19 protein-coding genes are annotated in these 17,596 nt (G+C 46.2%); 12 read left to right on the forward strand and 7 right to left on the reverse strand.

What is annotated here, in order from left to right; genetic code table 11:
- From H3001_RS02870 to H3001_RS02880, 3 genes are all read right to left on the reverse strand, one after another.
- Window positions 1-1,776, reverse strand: a complete 1,776-nt coding sequence (locus H3001_RS02870; RefSeq protein ID WP_181214030.1) for a sensor histidine kinase — start codon at window positions 1,774-1,776, stop codon at window positions 1-3.
- Between the two features lie 16 nt (window positions 1,777-1,792).
- Entirely contained in the window at window positions 1,793-2,476 is a 684-nt protein-coding gene (locus tag H3001_RS02875; protein WP_178244297.1) for a response regulator transcription factor, read from the reverse strand.
- 108 nt (window positions 2,477-2,584) lie between these two features.
- Window positions 2,585-3,637: an asparaginase gene (locus H3001_RS02880; RefSeq protein ID WP_178244296.1), complete on the reverse strand. Its 1,053-nt coding sequence runs from the start codon at window positions 3,635-3,637 to the stop codon at window positions 2,585-2,587.
- Window positions 3,638-3,943: 306 nt separating this feature from the next.
- On the opposite strand from H3001_RS02880, the gene H3001_RS02885 reads away from it, so the two are divergent.
- Window positions 3,944-4,504: an HdeD family acid-resistance protein gene (locus H3001_RS02885; protein ID WP_181214031.1), complete on the forward strand. Its 561-nt coding sequence runs from the start codon at window positions 3,944-3,946 to the stop codon at window positions 4,502-4,504.
- A 7-nt stretch (window positions 4,505-4,511) separates the two neighbouring features.
- Here the strand turns inward: H3001_RS02885 and H3001_RS02890 are convergent, their stop codons facing one another.
- The 4 genes from H3001_RS02890 to H3001_RS02905 form a co-directional block, all read right to left on the reverse strand.
- Window positions 4,512-5,366, reverse strand: coding sequence for a helix-turn-helix domain-containing protein (locus H3001_RS02890; protein WP_181214032.1), 855 nt, complete (start codon window positions 5,364-5,366; stop codon window positions 4,512-4,514).
- A 208-nt stretch (window positions 5,367-5,574) separates the two neighbouring features.
- Window positions 5,575-5,823 carry a hypothetical protein gene (locus H3001_RS02895; RefSeq protein WP_178244293.1) on the reverse strand — a complete coding sequence of 83 codons (249 nt, stop codon included), beginning with the start codon at window positions 5,821-5,823 and terminating at the stop codon, window positions 5,575-5,577.
- A complete protein-coding gene (locus tag H3001_RS02900; RefSeq protein WP_178244292.1) occupies window positions 5,820-6,203 on the reverse strand; it encodes a phage holin family protein in 384 nt (127 codons plus the stop codon). Before H3001_RS02900 ends, H3001_RS02895 begins: the two co-directional genes overlap by 4 nt.
- Before the next feature lie 77 nt (window positions 6,204-6,280).
- Entirely contained in the window at window positions 6,281-6,484 is a 204-nt protein-coding gene (locus H3001_RS02905; RefSeq protein WP_178244291.1) for a YtxH domain-containing protein, read from the reverse strand.
- Window positions 6,485-6,690: 206 nt separating this feature from the next.
- On the opposite strand from H3001_RS02905, the gene H3001_RS02910 reads away from it, so the two are divergent.
- The 11 genes from H3001_RS02910 to H3001_RS02960 all read left to right on the forward strand — a co-directional run bounded on the left by H3001_RS02910 (window position 6,691) and on the right by H3001_RS02960 (window position 17,583).
- Window positions 6,691-7,197 (forward strand): SPOR domain-containing protein, encoded by a 507-nt coding sequence (locus tag H3001_RS02910; protein ID WP_178244290.1) that lies wholly within the window; start codon window positions 6,691-6,693, stop codon window positions 7,195-7,197.
- 109 nt (window positions 7,198-7,306) lie between these two features.
- Window positions 7,307-8,260 (forward strand): PCMD domain-containing protein, encoded by a 954-nt coding sequence (locus tag H3001_RS02915; protein WP_181214033.1) that lies wholly within the window; start codon window positions 7,307-7,309, stop codon window positions 8,258-8,260.
- A 330-nt stretch (window positions 8,261-8,590) separates the two neighbouring features.
- Window positions 8,591-9,019 carry a Holliday junction resolvase RuvX gene (ruvX, locus tag H3001_RS02920; protein WP_178244288.1) on the forward strand — a complete coding sequence of 143 codons (429 nt, stop codon included), beginning with the start codon at window positions 8,591-8,593 and terminating at the stop codon, window positions 9,017-9,019.
- A gap of 15 nt (window positions 9,020-9,034) precedes the next feature.
- Window positions 9,035-9,589: a peptide deformylase gene (def, locus tag H3001_RS02925; RefSeq protein WP_181214034.1), complete on the forward strand. Its 555-nt coding sequence runs from the start codon at window positions 9,035-9,037 to the stop codon at window positions 9,587-9,589.
- Window positions 9,586-11,592, forward strand: a complete 2,007-nt coding sequence (locus tag H3001_RS02930) for a tetratricopeptide repeat protein (protein ID WP_181214035.1) — start codon at window positions 9,586-9,588, stop codon at window positions 11,590-11,592. The genes def and H3001_RS02930 overlap by 4 nt, the downstream gene beginning before the upstream one ends.
- Before the next feature lie 306 nt (window positions 11,593-11,898).
- Window positions 11,899-12,339: a hypothetical protein gene (locus H3001_RS02935; RefSeq protein ID WP_181214036.1), complete on the forward strand. Its 441-nt coding sequence runs from the start codon at window positions 11,899-11,901 to the stop codon at window positions 12,337-12,339.
- Between the two features lie 287 nt (window positions 12,340-12,626).
- Entirely contained in the window at window positions 12,627-14,567 is a 1,941-nt protein-coding gene (thrS, locus tag H3001_RS02940; protein WP_181214037.1) for a threonine--tRNA ligase, read from the forward strand.
- Window positions 14,568-14,670: 103 nt separating this feature from the next.
- Entirely contained in the window at window positions 14,671-15,267 is a 597-nt protein-coding gene (gene infC / locus H3001_RS02945) for a translation initiation factor IF-3 (RefSeq protein WP_181214038.1), read from the forward strand.
- A 70-nt stretch (window positions 15,268-15,337) separates the two neighbouring features.
- Window positions 15,338-15,535, forward strand: coding sequence for a 50S ribosomal protein L35 (gene rpmI / locus H3001_RS02950; RefSeq protein ID WP_178244282.1), 198 nt, complete (start codon window positions 15,338-15,340; stop codon window positions 15,533-15,535).
- A gap of 104 nt (window positions 15,536-15,639) precedes the next feature.
- Window positions 15,640-15,990, forward strand: coding sequence for a 50S ribosomal protein L20 (gene rplT, locus H3001_RS02955; protein WP_007560377.1), 351 nt, complete (start codon window positions 15,640-15,642; stop codon window positions 15,988-15,990).
- Between the two features lie 435 nt (window positions 15,991-16,425).
- Window positions 16,426-17,583, forward strand: coding sequence for a lactonase family protein (locus H3001_RS02960; protein WP_181214039.1), 1,158 nt, complete (start codon window positions 16,426-16,428; stop codon window positions 17,581-17,583).
- Window positions 17,584-17,596 lie beyond the last annotated feature (13 nt).

The following is a 17,596-nucleotide window of genomic DNA, read 5'->3' on the forward strand; positions in this document are numbered from 1 at the left end:
TCAGATTTTTTGAAGCGTAAAGACAAACTCCAGTCCTTTGTGTACATTGTTCTTTGCAAAAATGGTTCCTCCGTGGAACAGTACCGCATTCTTCACGATGGCCAGTCCCAGGCCGGTACCTCCCAACTTGCGTGAACGGCCTTTGTCTACCCGGTAGAACCGCTCGAAAAGTCGGTTCAGGTGTTCTTCGGCCACGCCCACTCCGGTGTCGGAGAAACTGAAGTAGTAGAAGTTCTCGTCTTCGCGGAAGCACTCTATGGTAACCGTTATGCCGATGCCTGCATAGGCTATCGCATTGTCCATCAGGTTGCGGAAGATGGAGTAGAGCAGCGAACTGTTGCCGTTGATCTTCAGGTTTTCCGGCAGGCGGTTGAGAACGGTAATCTGCTTTTCTTCGATATTAAGCGCTACTTCGTTCAGTATGTTCTTGACGAGCTGACTGAGGTCTACGTATTCTTTGACCATGAGGTCGGGGGCCTCGTCCATGCGGGTCAGTACCGATATGTCTCTGAGCAGCAGTGTCAGACGGTTGCTTTGTGCGTAACTTCTCTCCAGGAAGGTATGTGCGGTTTCAGCCGGCATGTTGGGGTTGTTCAGCAGGGTTTCCAGATACCCTTGTATGCTGCTCACCGGTGTCTTTAACTCGTGGGCGATGTTTTGGGTCAGCTGTCTCTTCAACCGGGCCTGTTCTTCTTCCGTCGTGATGTCACTGATGGAGATTTCGAACGAATTGTCCTGGAAGATGATGCATTCTACCGAAAAAGAACGTGCGTTCTTGTGGATGTGGAATGCGTATCTCTTTTCTTCTTTCGAGAAATTGCCTTCGTTGTGGTTCAGGAAGTTGGTCACCGGGGTGAGTTCGGGGATAGCGAACACCTCTTCCGTCGAACTCAGGTTGTGGTCGGAGATGGTGTTGGCATACTGGGTGAACAGGCTGTTGACCAGTATTTCCTTTCGCTCCTTGGTAAAGACTCCCAGACCTTCGTGGGAGGTCTGCAGGTGCGAAATCAACTTTTCACGCTCGATGTAAAGGGCTTCCTTGGCACGGTGGAGCCTCTTGTATATCTTGATGATGTGTTGCGAAATCTCTCCCAGTTCGTTCTTGGGGAACGCATCGAGGATACTCGGGTCGATGGGATCGTTCCGGTCGGCTCTGAGCGTAAATTCCTGAAGCTGGGTGATGGACATTCCCAGTTTATGGGTGAAACGGTAGAAGATGATTATCAGCAGCAAGCTGACAAACAATGTAAACCAGATGTATTTGGAGTCGGCCTGCAGGTGCTCGCTCAGACTGAGGTTGTACGGCAGGGCCGAACGGACGATGATCTGGTGCATGGGATAGTAATGGGCAGAGTAGAAATATTCTTCTCCGTCGATACTTTCGGAATGTCGGCGGATGGCGTATCCGCTTCCATAAATCAGGGCATCGGAAATCTCCTTACGGGATGAGTGATTGCCGAACTTGTCGAAATCTTTTGAGAAATTGTCGTAAATCACCTTTCCCTTAGGATCAATGAGGGTCAGTCGAAGATCGGGAATCATGTGACGTGCCACGTATTTCTGCAGCAAGTCCTGATGAATGCCGTTTTCGATAATGAAATCATACAGCTGTGCATTGTAGTCCTGCAGCTGTGTATTGAGCAAATTGCTTTTATAGGCCTTTTCGCGCTGATACTGGAACAGAATGAAACAGATGGCGAACGCTATGAAAAGTGAAACCACCGAAAGAAAAAGCCTTTTGCTGAAAGGAAGCAGTTTATAGGATAATTTTGTCATTGGAAGAGTTTTGTAGTTATTCGCATTCGAAGCAGTATCCGTATCCCAGACGGGTGACGATGTGCTTGCCGTAATTGCCTATTTTTTTTCTTAAACGGGTGATATTTACGTCGATGGTACGGTCGAGCACAAAGGCTTCGTCGTTCCAGACCTTCGTCAATATGTCCTCGCGGGAAAATACTCTTCCTTGATTCTGCAGCAGAAGGAGCAGTATCTCAAATTCTTTTTTGGTCAGCGGAGCTTCTTCTCCGTCTATCATGACTTTCTTTTGTGGGATGTGGATGACCAGTCCCTTGTAGATGAGTTGTTCTTCTCTCTGTACCGGACTTGCCGTGCGGCGCAATACGGCTTTCACTCGCATGACAACTTCCCTGAGAGAGAAAGGTTTGGAAATGTAATCGTCAGCCCCAAGATTGAATCCGGTAATGGTATCGTTCTCAGTATCTTTGGCAGTAATGAATATGATAGGAATGTTGGCCGTATCTTTGTTGTTTTTCATGATACGGGCCATCTTGAAACCGGAGATTTCTCCCATCATCACATCCAGCAGCAGAAGGTTGTATCGGGTCAGGTCCAGTTTGAGTGCTTCTTCCGCAGAATTGGCAGTATCTACTAGATATCCTTCTGTTTCAAGGTTAAACTTGAGAATTTCGCACAAGTCTTCTTCATCGTCCACCACAAGAATACGGTAATCGTTCATAGGGCATTTATCTTTTTGTAAATATTATCAAAGATTCTTCATTTATTTTACGTGTGCAAATCTCGCATGTCTGTGTTTCTTCTTTATGAAATAAATGTTACAAAACGGTTACATCAGTTCCGGGCGGGTGAATTCGCCTGCAATGGCGTGATTCATTTCGTTCCGGATTTCCTGCGGACTGAGGTTGTGTCCCAAAAGGAACATGAGTTTGGTTACCACACATTCTACGGTGGCGTCGTATCCGCTGATGACACCGGCATCGAGCAGGTGAAGTCCGGTTTCGTAACGTGCCATCTCTACCATACCGGTCTGACACTGTGAGATATTGACGATGATGATACCCCTTTGGGTCGCTTCCTTGAGGAGGCGGATGAACCAGGGTTTCTGGGGGGCATTACCCGAGCCGTATGTCTTCAGAACCACCGCTTTCAGTCCCGGTGTGTAGAGTATCGTACGGATGATGTTCTCCTGTATGCCCGGGAAAATAGTCATGATCATGACATTGGTGTCGAACACATAGTGCGGATGCATGGGAATATTGGGATCGGCTCTCCGGATACGGTCGTATTCGTATTTGATGTGGATACCCGCAGTAGCCAGTGCCGGGTAATTGTACGAACGGAACGCATTGAAGTTCTCGGCATTGATCTTGGTGGTGCGGTTGCCGCGGAGCAGGTGGTTCTCGAAAAAGATACATACTTCCGGAACAATAGCCCTGCCGTCCGGGTATTTGGCAGCGGCGATTTCGATGGAGGTAATCAGGTTTTCCTTGCCGTCGGTACGCAATACACCGATAGGAAGCTGACTTCCGGTCAGAATCACCGGCTTGCTCAGGTTTTCAAGCATGAAACTGAGGGCAGATGCCGTATAAGCCATCGTATCCGTTCCGTGCAGGATGACAAATCCATCGAAATTGTCGTAGTTGTAATGGATGATTTTCACCAGTTTGGCCCACAAAGCCGGCTCCATGTCCGAGGAGTCGATGGGAGGGTTGAACTGGTAAGATGAAATTCGATAGTTGAAACGCTTCAGTTCGGGAACATTCTCTTGAAGCTGGTCGAAATTGAAAGCTTCCAATGCTCCGGTTTCCGGGTTTTCCATCATCCCGATAGTGCCTCCGGTATAAATAAGCAAGACGGAAGGGTAATCTGGTTTAATCATACATCTTTTATCTTTTTGCCTGAATTTGTCACAAAGATAGTAAAACTACTTTAGGTTTGAAAAAGATTCTGGGCGAAAATGACAAAATGCTTGGTGGCACTTGCTTTTCTTGCATAGAAATTACTTAAAAATAATACAATTGCCTTGAATGAAGTGTCTGGCAGTGTAAGCGAAACGGACTTTTCAGGGGAAAGCGGAAGGAAAAGAATGAAAGGAGAGAGGGGCTTTAAAAAATCTCCTTTTTAGGATGTTTTGTACGACGAAAAATGTATTTTTGTAATAACGTTATAAAAACAAGATAGAATTATGAGAACATTGAACTACGCAGCCATAAGCAGCATTTGTGCATTGCTGGTGGGTATTTTATTGGTCGTATGGCCGGAAGTGGCCGTCAATTACCTGGTCATTACCATCGGAGCCTTGTTTTTCCTTCCGGGGGTGCTGGGGGTATTCGGTTATTTTATGTCTTCCGGAAAGCAGGAGGCTCAGGCAAGGCCGATGTTTCCGATAGTGGCATTGGGCAGTGCCCTGCTGGGATTGTGGCTGATGGTGATGCCGGCTTTCTTTGTAGGCATTCTGATGTATTTGCTGGGGGCTTTGCTGGTGTTGGGCGGACTGAATCAGCTGATTCGTCTGATTGCAGTGCGGAATCAGGTACACGTACCGGTCATTCTGTATGTGATTCCGGTGCTGGTGCTGGGATCGGGACTGTTGATATTGTTCAATCCGTTTGAAGCGGCAAACGTACCGTTCATCATCCTGGGAGTATCGGCTATTATATACGGTATTACCGACCTGATCCGGCTGTTGCGCTATCGTCGTGAACGCAATAAGGGGGTGACGGATGTGGAAATCATTGAGGGATAGTGCATCACTATCCCATTTTTCTGTATTTCTTGGGGGATACTCCTGTATAGCGCTTGAAGTATTTCCCGAAGAAGGAAATGTCCGGAAAGTTCAGAGAATAGGCAATTTCCTGGATGGACAGTTCCGTAGAGCGGAGTTTTCCCTGGGCATCGCGTATCACAAAACTGGAAATGATGTCAGTAAGTGTCTTTCCGGTAGTCTTTTTGATGGTGGTACTGAGGTGCTGGGGAGACAAATGCATTTTTTCGGCATAGAAGGAAATATTTCTCTCCGTATGATAATGCTTTACAACGATTCGCATCAGGTCTTTTACAATTTCCTGATTGCGGTTGTAGCAGGCTTTACGGTTGCAGGATTCATCCTGTTTATAGGTACCTCCCAGGCCGATGATGAGCTGCGTGTACAGGAGTTGCACATGTTCGGGATTGAACATGAGCTTCATGTCTTTTGAGGCTCTGATAATTACCATCAGATAGTCGTGGAAGATACGGGTAATCTTCTCGTCCAGGCAAATTACCGGATCTTCAAATATGGAAGGGGCGTATTCAATTATCTTGGAAAACAGGTTCGGCGACTGGACCAGCTTTTCGGTGAAGGCAATGAACATGAACCGGCAGTCGGCGCTCTGTTCGGTAATCTGGAAAAACTGGTTGGGAAATACGATGGCCGTACATCCTTTCTGTATCTGGTATTGGCTCAAATGAATGGTAGCCATGCAACTTCCCCGTGTACAAAGCAGGAACAGACAACCGGGCATTTGCACGGAAGTGCTGAACAGTTTTTTCAGGTTCCCGGTAATGTCAATACCGGCAAGCATATCCTGATCATTGGGTATTGTGTCAAGCGAATGAATCTGTTTCATCTGTATATTTCATTGAATCTGTCTGTACTCAATTGATAATGTCTTACAAATTTAACAGATTGGCATGAAAATTCCAAGATTTTTTCCGTAGTTTTAAGTTTTATAAGTAATATCGGCGCTTATTCTTCTGATTTGTTTTAATCGTGCGTCTGGCAACACCGGCAGTGAGGCATGGATAGCGGGAACACTTTCTGTATCAGGATGCCGCTTATTTCCGGTTGAATATTTTACGTATCCGGTGGAGGATTTTCATGCCGGTCATGATTCCGTCGTATGCGGCAATTCCGGTATTGACGTGCTGCATGAGCCCTTCTATTTTGGTCTTGCTCTTTTGCGGAGCAAATAATTCCTGGGTGATATGCTGCATCCGCTCTTTCGACTGTCTGATTTCTTCTTTCTTCTCAAGACGGCGGCGGATAATTCCGTTGATCGTATAGGGTGTCTGCGGGGTATTCATGGTTTGTCTGTAGCTTTAGGTTCATTGTCTTCGTCGAGGAACAGTTTGGCCAGGAAATTGACCATGGGCTGGAAGATAAGTGTCTGCCGCATTTTGTAAATGATGAAAGCAATGATGAGCAGTCCTCCTCCGATGATGGCATAACTTGCAATCAGGCTATTGGTAAAGGAGTCCAGGGCGTATACCAGCATGAAAGAAAAATAAAAAAGAGCCATGATGCCCAGCATGCCCAGTACAAATACGAGTATCAGGGTTGACAGCAGGATGGTCAGTTTTTCTACCAGTTCCAGTTTCAGGTATTGGCCTTGCAGGTTGATGTATTTTTTGACTTCCTTGAACAGCGCTTCCAAGTTGTCGATACTTTTATCGTTTGCAAACATAAAGAGGATTTTTGATGAATGATAAAAAAGGCAGACTATCGCCTGTGAAGCATTAGTCTGCCTGCATACTTGAGATTTTATTCTGCATCTTTAACTTCTGCGGCAATCTGGTCAACCAGATCGTCCATTTCTTCACGGTTCAGACGGATACCTCTCTTGCGCAGGAGTTCTGCGATCTTGTTACGAGTGTCTTCTCCTTTTTCCGGAGCGAATAATACACCGGCTGCTGCACCTAGGGCAAGTCCTCCTAAGAAGGCAGCTACAACGTTTAATGCTTTCATGTTTTTCCTTGTTTTTGGTTATTACATCTACAAACTTACGAATTAATTTGGATAATCGGGGAGTTTGGTAAAGGAATATTTGGGCAAACGCTGATTCTTTCTCAATATTAACAGATTTTAATAAGCTACATTCTTTTATATTGCTACTTTTGCAATGAATTTCGGTTTGGAAATTATAATAATTAACTTAAAATAGATTCGGCGACATGAAAAAGGGTGTTGTTTTAGGAATGGGATTGTTTGCGGCATTTGCATTCTCTTCCTGTAAATCAAGTGAAAGTGCTTATAAAAAGGCTTATGAAAAGGCAAAACAGCAAGAGTTGGCTGAAGCTTCTTCTGCATCGACAGAGGCACCGGCTGAAACAATTGCTCCGGTAGCTCCGGTTGCGCCTGTAGCTCCTGTAAATACTGTAGATACGACTCCTATCCGCGAAGAAAAGGTTGAACTGGTGTCTGGTGACGGACTGAAGGCTTATAGCGTGGTATGTGGCAGCTTTGGTGTAAAGGCCAATGCAGAAGGTCTGAAAAACTGGTTGGATGCAGACGGATACAATGCAAAGGTGGTTTACAATGCAGAAAGAAACATGTATCGTGTAGTAGTGTCTTCATTTGATACTCGCAGTGAGGCTGCAAGCGCCAGAGATTCATTCAAGGCAAAATATCCTAACCGTAAGGATTTCCAGGAATCTTGGTTGTTGTACCGCGTGAAATAATTGTCTATAAGTAAGAATAACTATTACATATCGATAGAATTAAAGCGATGGCATGGAAGCTGTCGCTTTTTTTTATACCTTTGTAGGTATGGTTTATAAAAATTCAACTATGAAGGTAAAGGTTTTGATAGGGTTGGCTTTGCTGCTGCTGTGGTGCACGGCGAAAGCACAAGAGACTGTGGTCCCTTTTAGATACGGGGATATGGATCAGTGGGTAACACGGAAAATTCAGGAATCGGGTATTATAGGTGGTCATACCAAGTCGCTTTATGAGGTAGGACCGACAAAAGAGATTACGGGCAATGAGGCGTATGTGAATCAGGGTGGTTCTCCATGGGCGAATTCTAATGTGATGGCCAAGGTGATGGGGATTGTGAAGACCAATACCAGTGTATATCCGGAACGGAGAGGTAATGGATACTGTGCCCGCCTGGAAACGCATATTGAAAGCGTGAAGGTGCTGGGACTGGTGAATATTACGGTGCTGGCTTCCGGTTCCATGTTCCTGGGAGATATGAAAGAGCCTATTACAGGTACCAAGGATGGGGAGAAGGCCTTGAATTCGGGAGTGCCTTTTACCAAACGTCCTAAGGCGGTACGCTATGATTATAAGGTGAAGATGTCGGGCGAGCCCAACCGTATCCGTCTTACCGGCTTCAGCCGGAAATCGACTGTGCCGGGGAAAGACTGTGCGATTATGACTTGTCTGCTGCAGAAGCGTACGGAGGATGCCGATGGAAATATCATCGCCAAGCGCGTAGGAACGGCAGTTGTCTGCTATAGTCGTACGGAAGGATGGAACAATCAGGCCACTTACGAAATTCATTACGGTGATATATCGGATAAATCTTTCTACAATGCCAGTCTGATGAGTCTGGGCGTAGGGGGATATTACGCGCGCAACAGCAAGGGAGAAAGCAAGTTGATACAGGAGACGGGATGGGCGGATTCGGATGAAACGCCGACTCACCTCGTACTTCAGTTTACTTCCAGTCTGGGAGGGGCTTTCGTAGGCTCTCCGGGCAATACTTTGTGGGTTGACAATGTAGCTCTTGTCTATTGATAAATAATAAGGTATCCCGGCCGGGGAGGACGAAAATGGTTTTCGGTGCTTCCGGTTCGGATGCTGACGGATTGATTGGTTGGAAAATCCCTTTGTTTCCATCTCGCGGTGCTGGTATGTACCCGAGGAGGAAACAAAGGGATTTTTTGTCATCTGGTCTCGAAGAATACAGCCGGTACCGGAAAGGGAAATGCGGCTGAGGCAGGACTGGCAGGAAGACGGGATGCGTAAAAGATTTACCGAAACGGCCTTGTCTTAATGGTTGTAGAGTGAATTTTAAGTTTTATATAGAAACGCGTATGGAATAAATTTGTATTTTTGCAGTCAACTATGAGCAGAATTTTAGCAATTGATTATGGAAGAAAGCGGACGGGAATTGCCGTGACAGATCCGATGCAGATTATTGCCAGCGGACTGACCACCGTACCGACCCATCAGCTGATGGATTTTCTGATGAAATACGTGCAGCAGGAAAAGGTGGAACGTATTATTATCGGACATCCCAAGCAGATGAATAATGAGGATTCGGAGAATATGAAGAATATTGTTCCGTTCATGAACCGTCTGAAAAAGCAGTTGCCGGATATTCCGGTGGAACTGGTGGATGAGCGTTTTACTTCTGTACTGGCGCATCAGGCCATGCTGACAGGAGGACTGAAGAAGAAGGACAGACAGAATAAGGCATTGGTGGATGAAATCAGTGCGACGATTATTCTGCAATCATATATGGAATCTAGAAAATTTAATAACCAACTCTAACTCTAAAGAATAATTATGATTTTACCTATTTATGTATATGGACAGCCTGTGCTCCGTCAGGAGGCGCAGGATATTACTCCGGATTATCCGAACCTGAAAGAACTGATTACTAACATGCACGAAACCATGGACCGTGCCGACGGTGTGGGACTGGCTGCACCGCAGATCGGATTGCCGATTCGTGTGGTAGTGGTTAATTTGGATGTGCTTTCGGATGACATGCCTGAGTTCAAGGGATTCCGTAAAGCGTATATCAACCCTCATATCCTGGAAACGGAAGGTGAACTGGTTTCCATGGAGGAAGGCTGTCTGAGCTTGCCGGGAATTCACGAGACGGTAAAGCGTCCCGACCGTATTCACGTAACTTACCTGGATGAGGATATGAATCCGCACGACGAGTGGGTAGAAGGCTATCTGGCACGGGTAATGCAGCATGAGTTTGACCACCTGGACGGAACCATGTTCATCAATCATCTTTCTGCTCTCCGCAAACAGATGATAAAGGGAAAACTGAATAATATGCTGAAGGGCAAAGCCCGTTGTTCTTACAAGGTGAAGACTGTGAAATGATTCGGAATTTATTGAATATAATTGTCGCTGCTTTTTTTCTTCCGGTAGTGTCAGTGGCCCAGATCAATACTGACCGGGTGATGACTATCGGAAGAAATGCGCTCTATTTTGAGGATTATGTTCTTTCTATCCAATATTTTAATCAGGTAATCAATGCGAAGCCGTATTTGGCGGAGCCTTATTTCTACAGGGGACTTGCCAAGATGAATCTGGATGATTATCAGGGAGCCGAGGCGGACTGTTCGGAGGCTATCGACCGGAATCCGTTTGTGCCGAATGCGTATCAGATCAGAGGAATCTCGCGTATCCGCCAGAAGAATTATCAGGGGGCCATACAGGATTATGAAAAGGCACTGACGCTGGATCCTGAGAATGTGGGTCTCTGGCATAATCTGGCTCTTTGCAGAATGCAGGAGGAGGATTTTGTGCAGGCGAAGGCCGACCTGGATACGCTGATCCGGATTGCCCCCCGTTATACGGATGCCTATCTGATGCGAACGGAGGTTTCCCTGAAGCAGAAGGATACTCTTCAGGCCATGACGGATGCCGACCGGGCAATCGAAATGGACCGTTACAATCCCGATACCTGGGCTTCGCGGGGAATGCTTTTCCTGCAGCGTAATAAGTTTCCGGATGCAGAGAGCGACCTGACGGAGGCGATTCGTCTTTCGGTGAAGAATGCGGGGCTGTTTATCAACCGTGCCTTGTCGCGTTATCATCAGAATAACCTGCGCGGGGCGATGAGTGATTATGATATTGCACTGGATATTGACAAGAACAATTTCATCGGACATTACAACCGGGGATTGCTTCGTGCACAGGTGGGAGACGATAACCGGGCGATTGAGGACTTTGATTTCGTGCTGAATATGGAGCCGGATAACATGATGGCTACCTTTAACCGGGGTGTGCTGCGGGATAAGACCGGCGACTGCCGTGGGGCAGTATCCGATTATTCCCGGGTGTTGGAGGAATATCCTAATTTCCTTCAGGGGTATCAGTACCGTGCGCAGGCTCTTCGTAAACTGGGAGATTTGAAGGGGGCTGATGCGGATGAGTTCAAGGTGCTGAAAGCCCAGCTGGATGCACAGAACGGAAAAAGCAGTCAGCAGACGGCATCGGCCGACAAGACCCGTAAGAAGTCGGATAAGAACATGAACAACTACCGTAAGATGGTGGTGGCCGATACGGATGAGGAGACTTCCAGATACAAGACGGATTATCGCGGAAGAGTACAGGATAAGAATGTGACGATTCTTCCTCAGCCGATGTTCGTTCTCAGTTACTACGAGCGTGCGGACGAGGTGAGACGGCAGATTAATTATTCCAAATACATCGATGACCTGAATAACCGTCATGTGCTTCCGGAGCGTTTGTTGCTGACCAACAGTGAGGTCTCGCTGACTGAAAGTCAGGTGAAGCATCATTTTGCCAGCATCGACAAGAATACGGAAAAGATTGTGAATGATCCGGGGAATGCATTGAATTATTATGCCCGTGCCATGGATTTCTATCTGGTACAGGATTTTGATAATGCTTTGCGCGACCTGGACAGTGCGATTGTAAAAGATCCTTCGTTCTTCCCGGCTTATTTCAGCCGTGCGGTGATTCACTACAAGCAACTGGAATACCGTAAACGGGATACGGGATATGAAATGAAGACTGGAGAGGAAGCGGCTCCTGCAGTAAGGGCTCTGGATTATGCCATGGTACGCCGCGACCTGGATAAGGTGATTGAGCTGAATCCGGATTTTATCTACGCGTATTATAACCGTGCGAATATTCTGGCCGTGATGAAGGATTACCGGGCTGCTTTGGTGGATTATAATAAGGCCATCGAGCTGGATCCGCGTTTTTCGGAGGCGTATTACAACCGCGGACTTACGAATATCTTCCTGGGTAATAACCGTCAGGGTATTCAGGATTTGAGTAAGGCGGGAGAGTTGGGTATATTCTCGGCCTATAATGTAATCAAGCGCTTTACGACGGTTGAAGAGAAGTAAGTTGCAACGATACATACGGTTTTGAAAGCTGAGTAAAGGGTGGTGGGGCGCTGAAAGAAGCGACCGCCACTCTTTTTTTGTTGTGTCCGAAGGCCTTTGAGAAAGGAAAATGGGCTAGAGGCCGCCATGAGCTGCAATGTCTGATAGGGAGATGTGCCCGGCTGTATTTTTTTATGCTCGGATAATCTCTCTTTTTGTTGGTTTAATACACTGAACGGGCCTTTTATGCCGTCATGCCCGAAAAACTGAATTTTTATTCTCCTTCTGAACGAGTACCTTTGTGTCAACGGTTTAAAATTAGAAGCTATGAAAAAGTTGATTTATTTGTTGCTCATGATGGTGCCTGTCTTGTTGGGAGCCTGTAGTAAAGATGATGAAGGAGGGGAAATCGGTGATGTCACTTTATTGTATGGCACCTGGGATCCTGTACACGTAACCGGACACGAAGGGGTAGGAGGCACTTATGAAGAATGGGATATGGACGTGGTAGCTGCATCCAATACCTGCGATCCCAGCAGAATCATTATCGGTGAGTCTAGTCTGGAGTTTCACTATTATGAGGATGGCTGGCACTTGGGACGTTCCTTTTCGGGGTGGAGACTGGAAGGCGACCGGTTGTATATAGGTACAGAAGCCGACGGATGGGGCAGCATGAAAGTAATTAGTCTGACCGCAACCGAATTGGTGATGGAAGACAGTGATGATGATTACTGGGAACGGGTAACGTATCATAAAGTGGCTAATTAAGGATAGAGAGTGGAAGAATAGATAGATTATTTCTTTTCTCCGATTCTTTGGAGAACGTAAAAATCATTCCGGATAGATAGGGTAAGGGCCTGAGGACTAGGCAGGCTGTTGACTGTATCTGTCGGGGATGATTTTTTTGTGTCCGTTGCTGTCTGTAAAAGGTTTGTAAAATGAAGCGGCTGTTTCTTTTGTTTCTTTATGGATAGAATCATTTTCAATAAAATATTACGGATAACCAAAACTTTTATTTATTTTTGCAATTCAAAATAGATAAATACATAAGAACTATGATTAAGATAACATTTCCTGATGGCTCCGTTCGTGAGTACAACGAAGGAGTAACTGGTCTGCAGATTGCAGAAGGCATCAGTTCTCGTCTGGCACAGGATGTCTTGGCTTGTGGGGTAAACGGCGAGACTATCGATCTGACTCGACCGATTAACGAAGATGCGAATTTCGTATTGTATAAGTGGGAAGATGAACAAGGAAAGCATGCGTTCTGGCATACAAGTGCCCATTTGCTGGCAGAAGCTTTGCAGGAACTGTACCCGGGCATTCAGTTCGGTATCGGTCCGGCTATCGAGAACGGATTCTATTACGATGTAGATCCGGGAGATGCAGTGATCAAGGAAGGTGACCTGCCTGCTATCGAAAAGAAAATGGCAGAACTGGCTGCAAAGAAAGAAACACTGGTCCGTACCAGCATTGCCAAGGAAGATGCCTTGAAGATGTTTGGTGAGAGAGGCGAGACTTATAAGTGCGAGCTGATTTCTGAACTGGAAGACGGACATATCACTACTTATACTCAGGGTGCGTTTACCGACCTCTGCCGTGGTCCGCACTTGGCTTCAACGGCTCCTATCAAGGCTATCAAGCTGTTGTCTGTAGCCGGAGCATACTGGAGAGGACAGGAAGACCGCAAGCAGATGACACGTATCTACGGTATTACCTTCCCTAAGAAGAAAATGTTGGATGAATACCTTACTTTATTGGAAGAGGCCAAGAAACGTGACCACCGTAAGATCGGTAAGGAAATGGACCTCTTCATGTTTTCTGATACAGTAGGTAAGGGATTGCCGATGTGGTTGCCGAAGGGTACTGCCTTGCGTATCCGCCTGCAGGATTTCCTGCGCCGCATTCAGGCCCGTTACGATTATCAGGAAGTAATGTGTCCTCCTATCGGTAACAAGCTGTTGTATGTGACTTCCGGTCACTATGCTAAATACGGTAAGGATGCTTTCCAGCCTATCCATACTCCGGAAGAAGGTGAGGAATACTTCTTGAAACCGATGAACTGTCCTCATCACTGTATGATTTACAAGAACTCACCGCGTTCATACCGTGACCTGCCTTTGCGTCTGGCTGAATTCGGTACGGTATGCCGTTACGAACAGAGTGGTGAGTTGCACGGACTGACTCGTGTACGTAGCTTTACTCAGGATGATGCGCATATCTTCTGCCGTCCTGACCAGGTGAAGGATGAGTTCCTGCGTGTAATGGATATCATCTCTATCGTGTTCAGTTCTATGGGACTGGCTAACTTTGAAGCACAGATTTCTTTGCGCGACAAAGTGAACCGCGACAAGTACATCGGTAGTGATGAAAACTGGGAAAAGGCTGAACAGGCTATCATCGAGGCTTGCCAGGAAAAAGGTCTGCCGGCTAAGGTAGAATATGGTGAAGCTGCATTCTACGGTCCGAAACTCGACTTCATGGTGAAGGATGCTATCGGCCGTCGCTGGCAGCTGGGTACCATCCAGGTTGACTACAACTTGCCGGAACGCTTCCAGTTGGAATACATGGGTTCTGACAACCAGAAACACCGTCCGGTTATGATTCACCGTGCTCCGTTCGGTTCAATGGAACGTTTCGTTGCCGTATTGATTGAACACACTGCCGGTAAGTTCCCGTTGTGGCTGACTCCGGATCAGGTGGCTATCCTGCCTATCTCTGAAAAATTCAATGACTACGCCAACCAGGTTCGTCTGGAACTGGCAAAGAGCGATATCCGTGCCATTGTCGACGAACGTAACGAAAAGATCGGCCGTAAGATTCGTGACAACGAAATGAAACGTATTCCTTACATGCTGATTGTGGGCGAAAAAGAAGCCGAAAACGGCGAAGTTGCTGTCCGCAAGCAGGGTGAAGGCGACAAAGGAACCATGAAAATCGAAGAATTTGCAAAAAATATTGCAGAAGAAGTTCATAATATGATAAATAAATGGTAACTTTGCAACCGTTTGCGGAAATAAGGCAATTTATTTCTGCAAACTGATAAACGAAACAGGAAAATTTATAAATCAAAAACAAACAAAGGAATAGAAATATTTAATGAAGAATGACAGTTTAAAAGGGCAACACCGGATCAATGAACAGATTCGCGCCAAAGAAGTCCGCATTGTAGGAGATGATATTGAATCAGCAGTTTATCCAATTAGTCAGGCATTGAAAATGGCTGAAGAACATGGAGCTGATTTGGTCGAGATTTCACCTAATGCTGTTCCTCCAGTTTGTAGAATTATAGATTATTCTAAGTTCCTTTATCAGTTGAAGAAGCGTGCAAAGGAACAGAAGGCGAAGCAGGTGAAGGTCAATGTGAAAGAAATCCGTTTCGGACCTCAGACCGACGAGCACGATTATAACTTCAAGCTGAAACATGCCATCGGCTTCCTGCAGGATGGTGATAAAGTGAAGGCTTATGTATTCTTCAAAGGACGTTCCATCCTTTTCAAAGAGCAGGGTGAAGTGCTGCTGCTCCGTTTTGCCAACGACCTGGAAGAATATGCGAAGGTAGAGCAGATGCCTTTGCTCGAAGGTAAGCGAATGACTATCTCGCTTTCTCCGAAGAAGACTGGAGCAGCTCCGAAGAAACCTGCAGCTGCAGCAGCGCCTAAGGTGCAGAAAAAAGCCGAAGAAACCCAAGAATGAGAAGATGTGCGTAACGCGCCGGTATAGTGCGTTGCCACCCGTGAATAATAATAATTAAAAATTAAACAAGATGCCAAAGATCAAGACTAACTCCGGTGCTAAAAAAAGATTCACTCTTACCGGAACAGGTAAAATCAAGAGAAAGCACGCTTTTCACAGTCACATTCTGACTAAGAAAACTAAAAAGCAGAAAAGAAACCTTGTACACGCTGGTTTGGTAGACAATGCCAACTTGGGTCAGGTTAAGGAACTTCTTTGCATGAAGTAATCTTACAAAAGCGTAAACGTATCATTTAAATTATTAACCGAATGTATTAGCCTCAAGTCCGGTTGAGAAATATCGGCGCTATCATTCAAAAAAGAATTAAAACTATGCCAAGATCAGTAAATCACGTTGCTTCTAGAGCAAGAAGAAAGAAAATTTTAGGTTTAACCAGAGGTTATTTTGGTGCAAGAAAGAACGTTTGGACCGTTGCTAAAAACACATGGGAAAAAGGTTTGACTTATGCATACCGCGACCGTAAGAACAAAAAACGTAACTTCCGTGCATTGTGGATCCAGCGTATCAACGCTGCAGCTCGTCTGGAAGGTATGTCTTACTCTAAGTTGATGGGTGCTCTGCACAAAGCTGGTATCGAAATCAACCGTAAGGTATTGGCTGATTTAGCAATGAATCATCCGGAAGCTTTCAAGGCTGTAGTTGCTAAAGCTAAAGCTGCTTAATTGTTGAAATAAACATTTGAGTCATATAAAAAGGACGTCCTGCGGGATGTCCTTTTTTTGTGGGGCAGGGGGGAAATAAACGTCCTAAATATTTTGCAGTATACTATAAAAGTAGTATATTTGTAATACAAAAATGGAGCCGCACTTGCAGAATCGGGAAACTTATCAAATTTATTAGAAATACCGAGAACAGCTTCATCTTCCAATGGCGGGCCACGCCTTCGGGTAGCATTTATGCCGGTGGATTACAAAGGGGGAGAGCACTCAAAACATGTCTTTCGGAGTTTCGTCACGCCTCGGGTGCGGCTTTCGTTATATTCTAAAGCAAGGAATCTTGTCAAATCATTTTACAGGGTTCTTTGCTTTAAATGTATTTATACTATCTATTTGTTAACTTGTAAATGATGGGGCCGGAGGGGTCCCGACGTAAAAAACATGAAGAAAAATTTATTGGCCGTTTTGGGAATGAGCAGTCTCATGCTGATTGCCTGTAAGTCCGGGAATGAAAAGCCGGTGTCTTCCGGTGCCGGAAGCGATACGCTGACCATGCTGGTGGGCAGCTATGCTTCGTCTGCTGAAGAAGGTATAAAAATCTATCGTTTTAATCAGGAAACCGGGGAGTCGAATTACCTGGGCGGGTTGAAAGGCATCTCGAATCCTTCTTTTCTGACCGTTTTTCCGGATGGAAAAAAAGTCTACGCAGTCGGAGAAGATGAAACCAGTCAGACAGCTACAGCCAATGCTCTGGCACTGGATGCGGATTCTGCCAGACTGACCTTTCTGAATACCTGTCTTACCCGGGGAGGAGCTCCCTGTCACATTGCGGTCAGCCCCGATAAACGTTTCGTAGTCACTGCCAACTATATGGGAGGAAGCATTACGGTCTTTCCGTTGGAATCTTCCGGTCGCCTGGGCGAAGGACATCTCATTCCTTTCACAGGAAAAGGTCCGGATGAAAGCCGGCAGGAACAACCTCATCTGCATCACATCTGGTTTACTCCCGACGGTAAACTGCTGTTGGCGAATGACCTGGGAACCGACTGCATTCATGCTTTCCCCATCAATACGGCTCAGACATCCGGTAATGAAGGCTATCTGGATGAGGCTTCCGCCTTTGACATCCACTTGCCGGCAGCTTCGGGTCCGCGCCATGCCTGTTTCGATGCTGAGGGAAAATTTGCCTATGTAATTACCGAACTTTCGGGAGAAGTAATCGTACTGTCGTACGACGGAAATACTTTGCAGCCCGTACAGCGGATTCAGGCCGACAGCCTGGGAGCAAAAGGCAGTGCCGATATTCATCTGTCGCCCGACGGCAACTTCCTGTATGCATCCAACCGCCTGAAGGGGGACGGACTCGCCATATTCAAGGTCAGTAAAAACGACGGACAGTTGACGAAGGTCGGTTATCAGTCTACCGGTCTCCATCCGCGGAATTTCATACTCACTCCCAACGGGAAATACCTGCTGGTTGCCTGCCGTGATGCCAATGAGATTGAGGTATATCTGCGTAACGCACAGACAGGATTGCTGGAAGATACCGGAAAACGCATCGCCATGTCACGTCCGGTATGCATCCGTTGGGTGCCTTAAGGAATCCTGACAA

It is taken from the genome of Phocaeicola faecicola (assembly GCF_013618865.1).
In the GTDB taxonomy this organism is placed as follows: domain Bacteria; phylum Bacteroidota; class Bacteroidia; order Bacteroidales; family Bacteroidaceae; genus Phocaeicola; species Phocaeicola faecicola.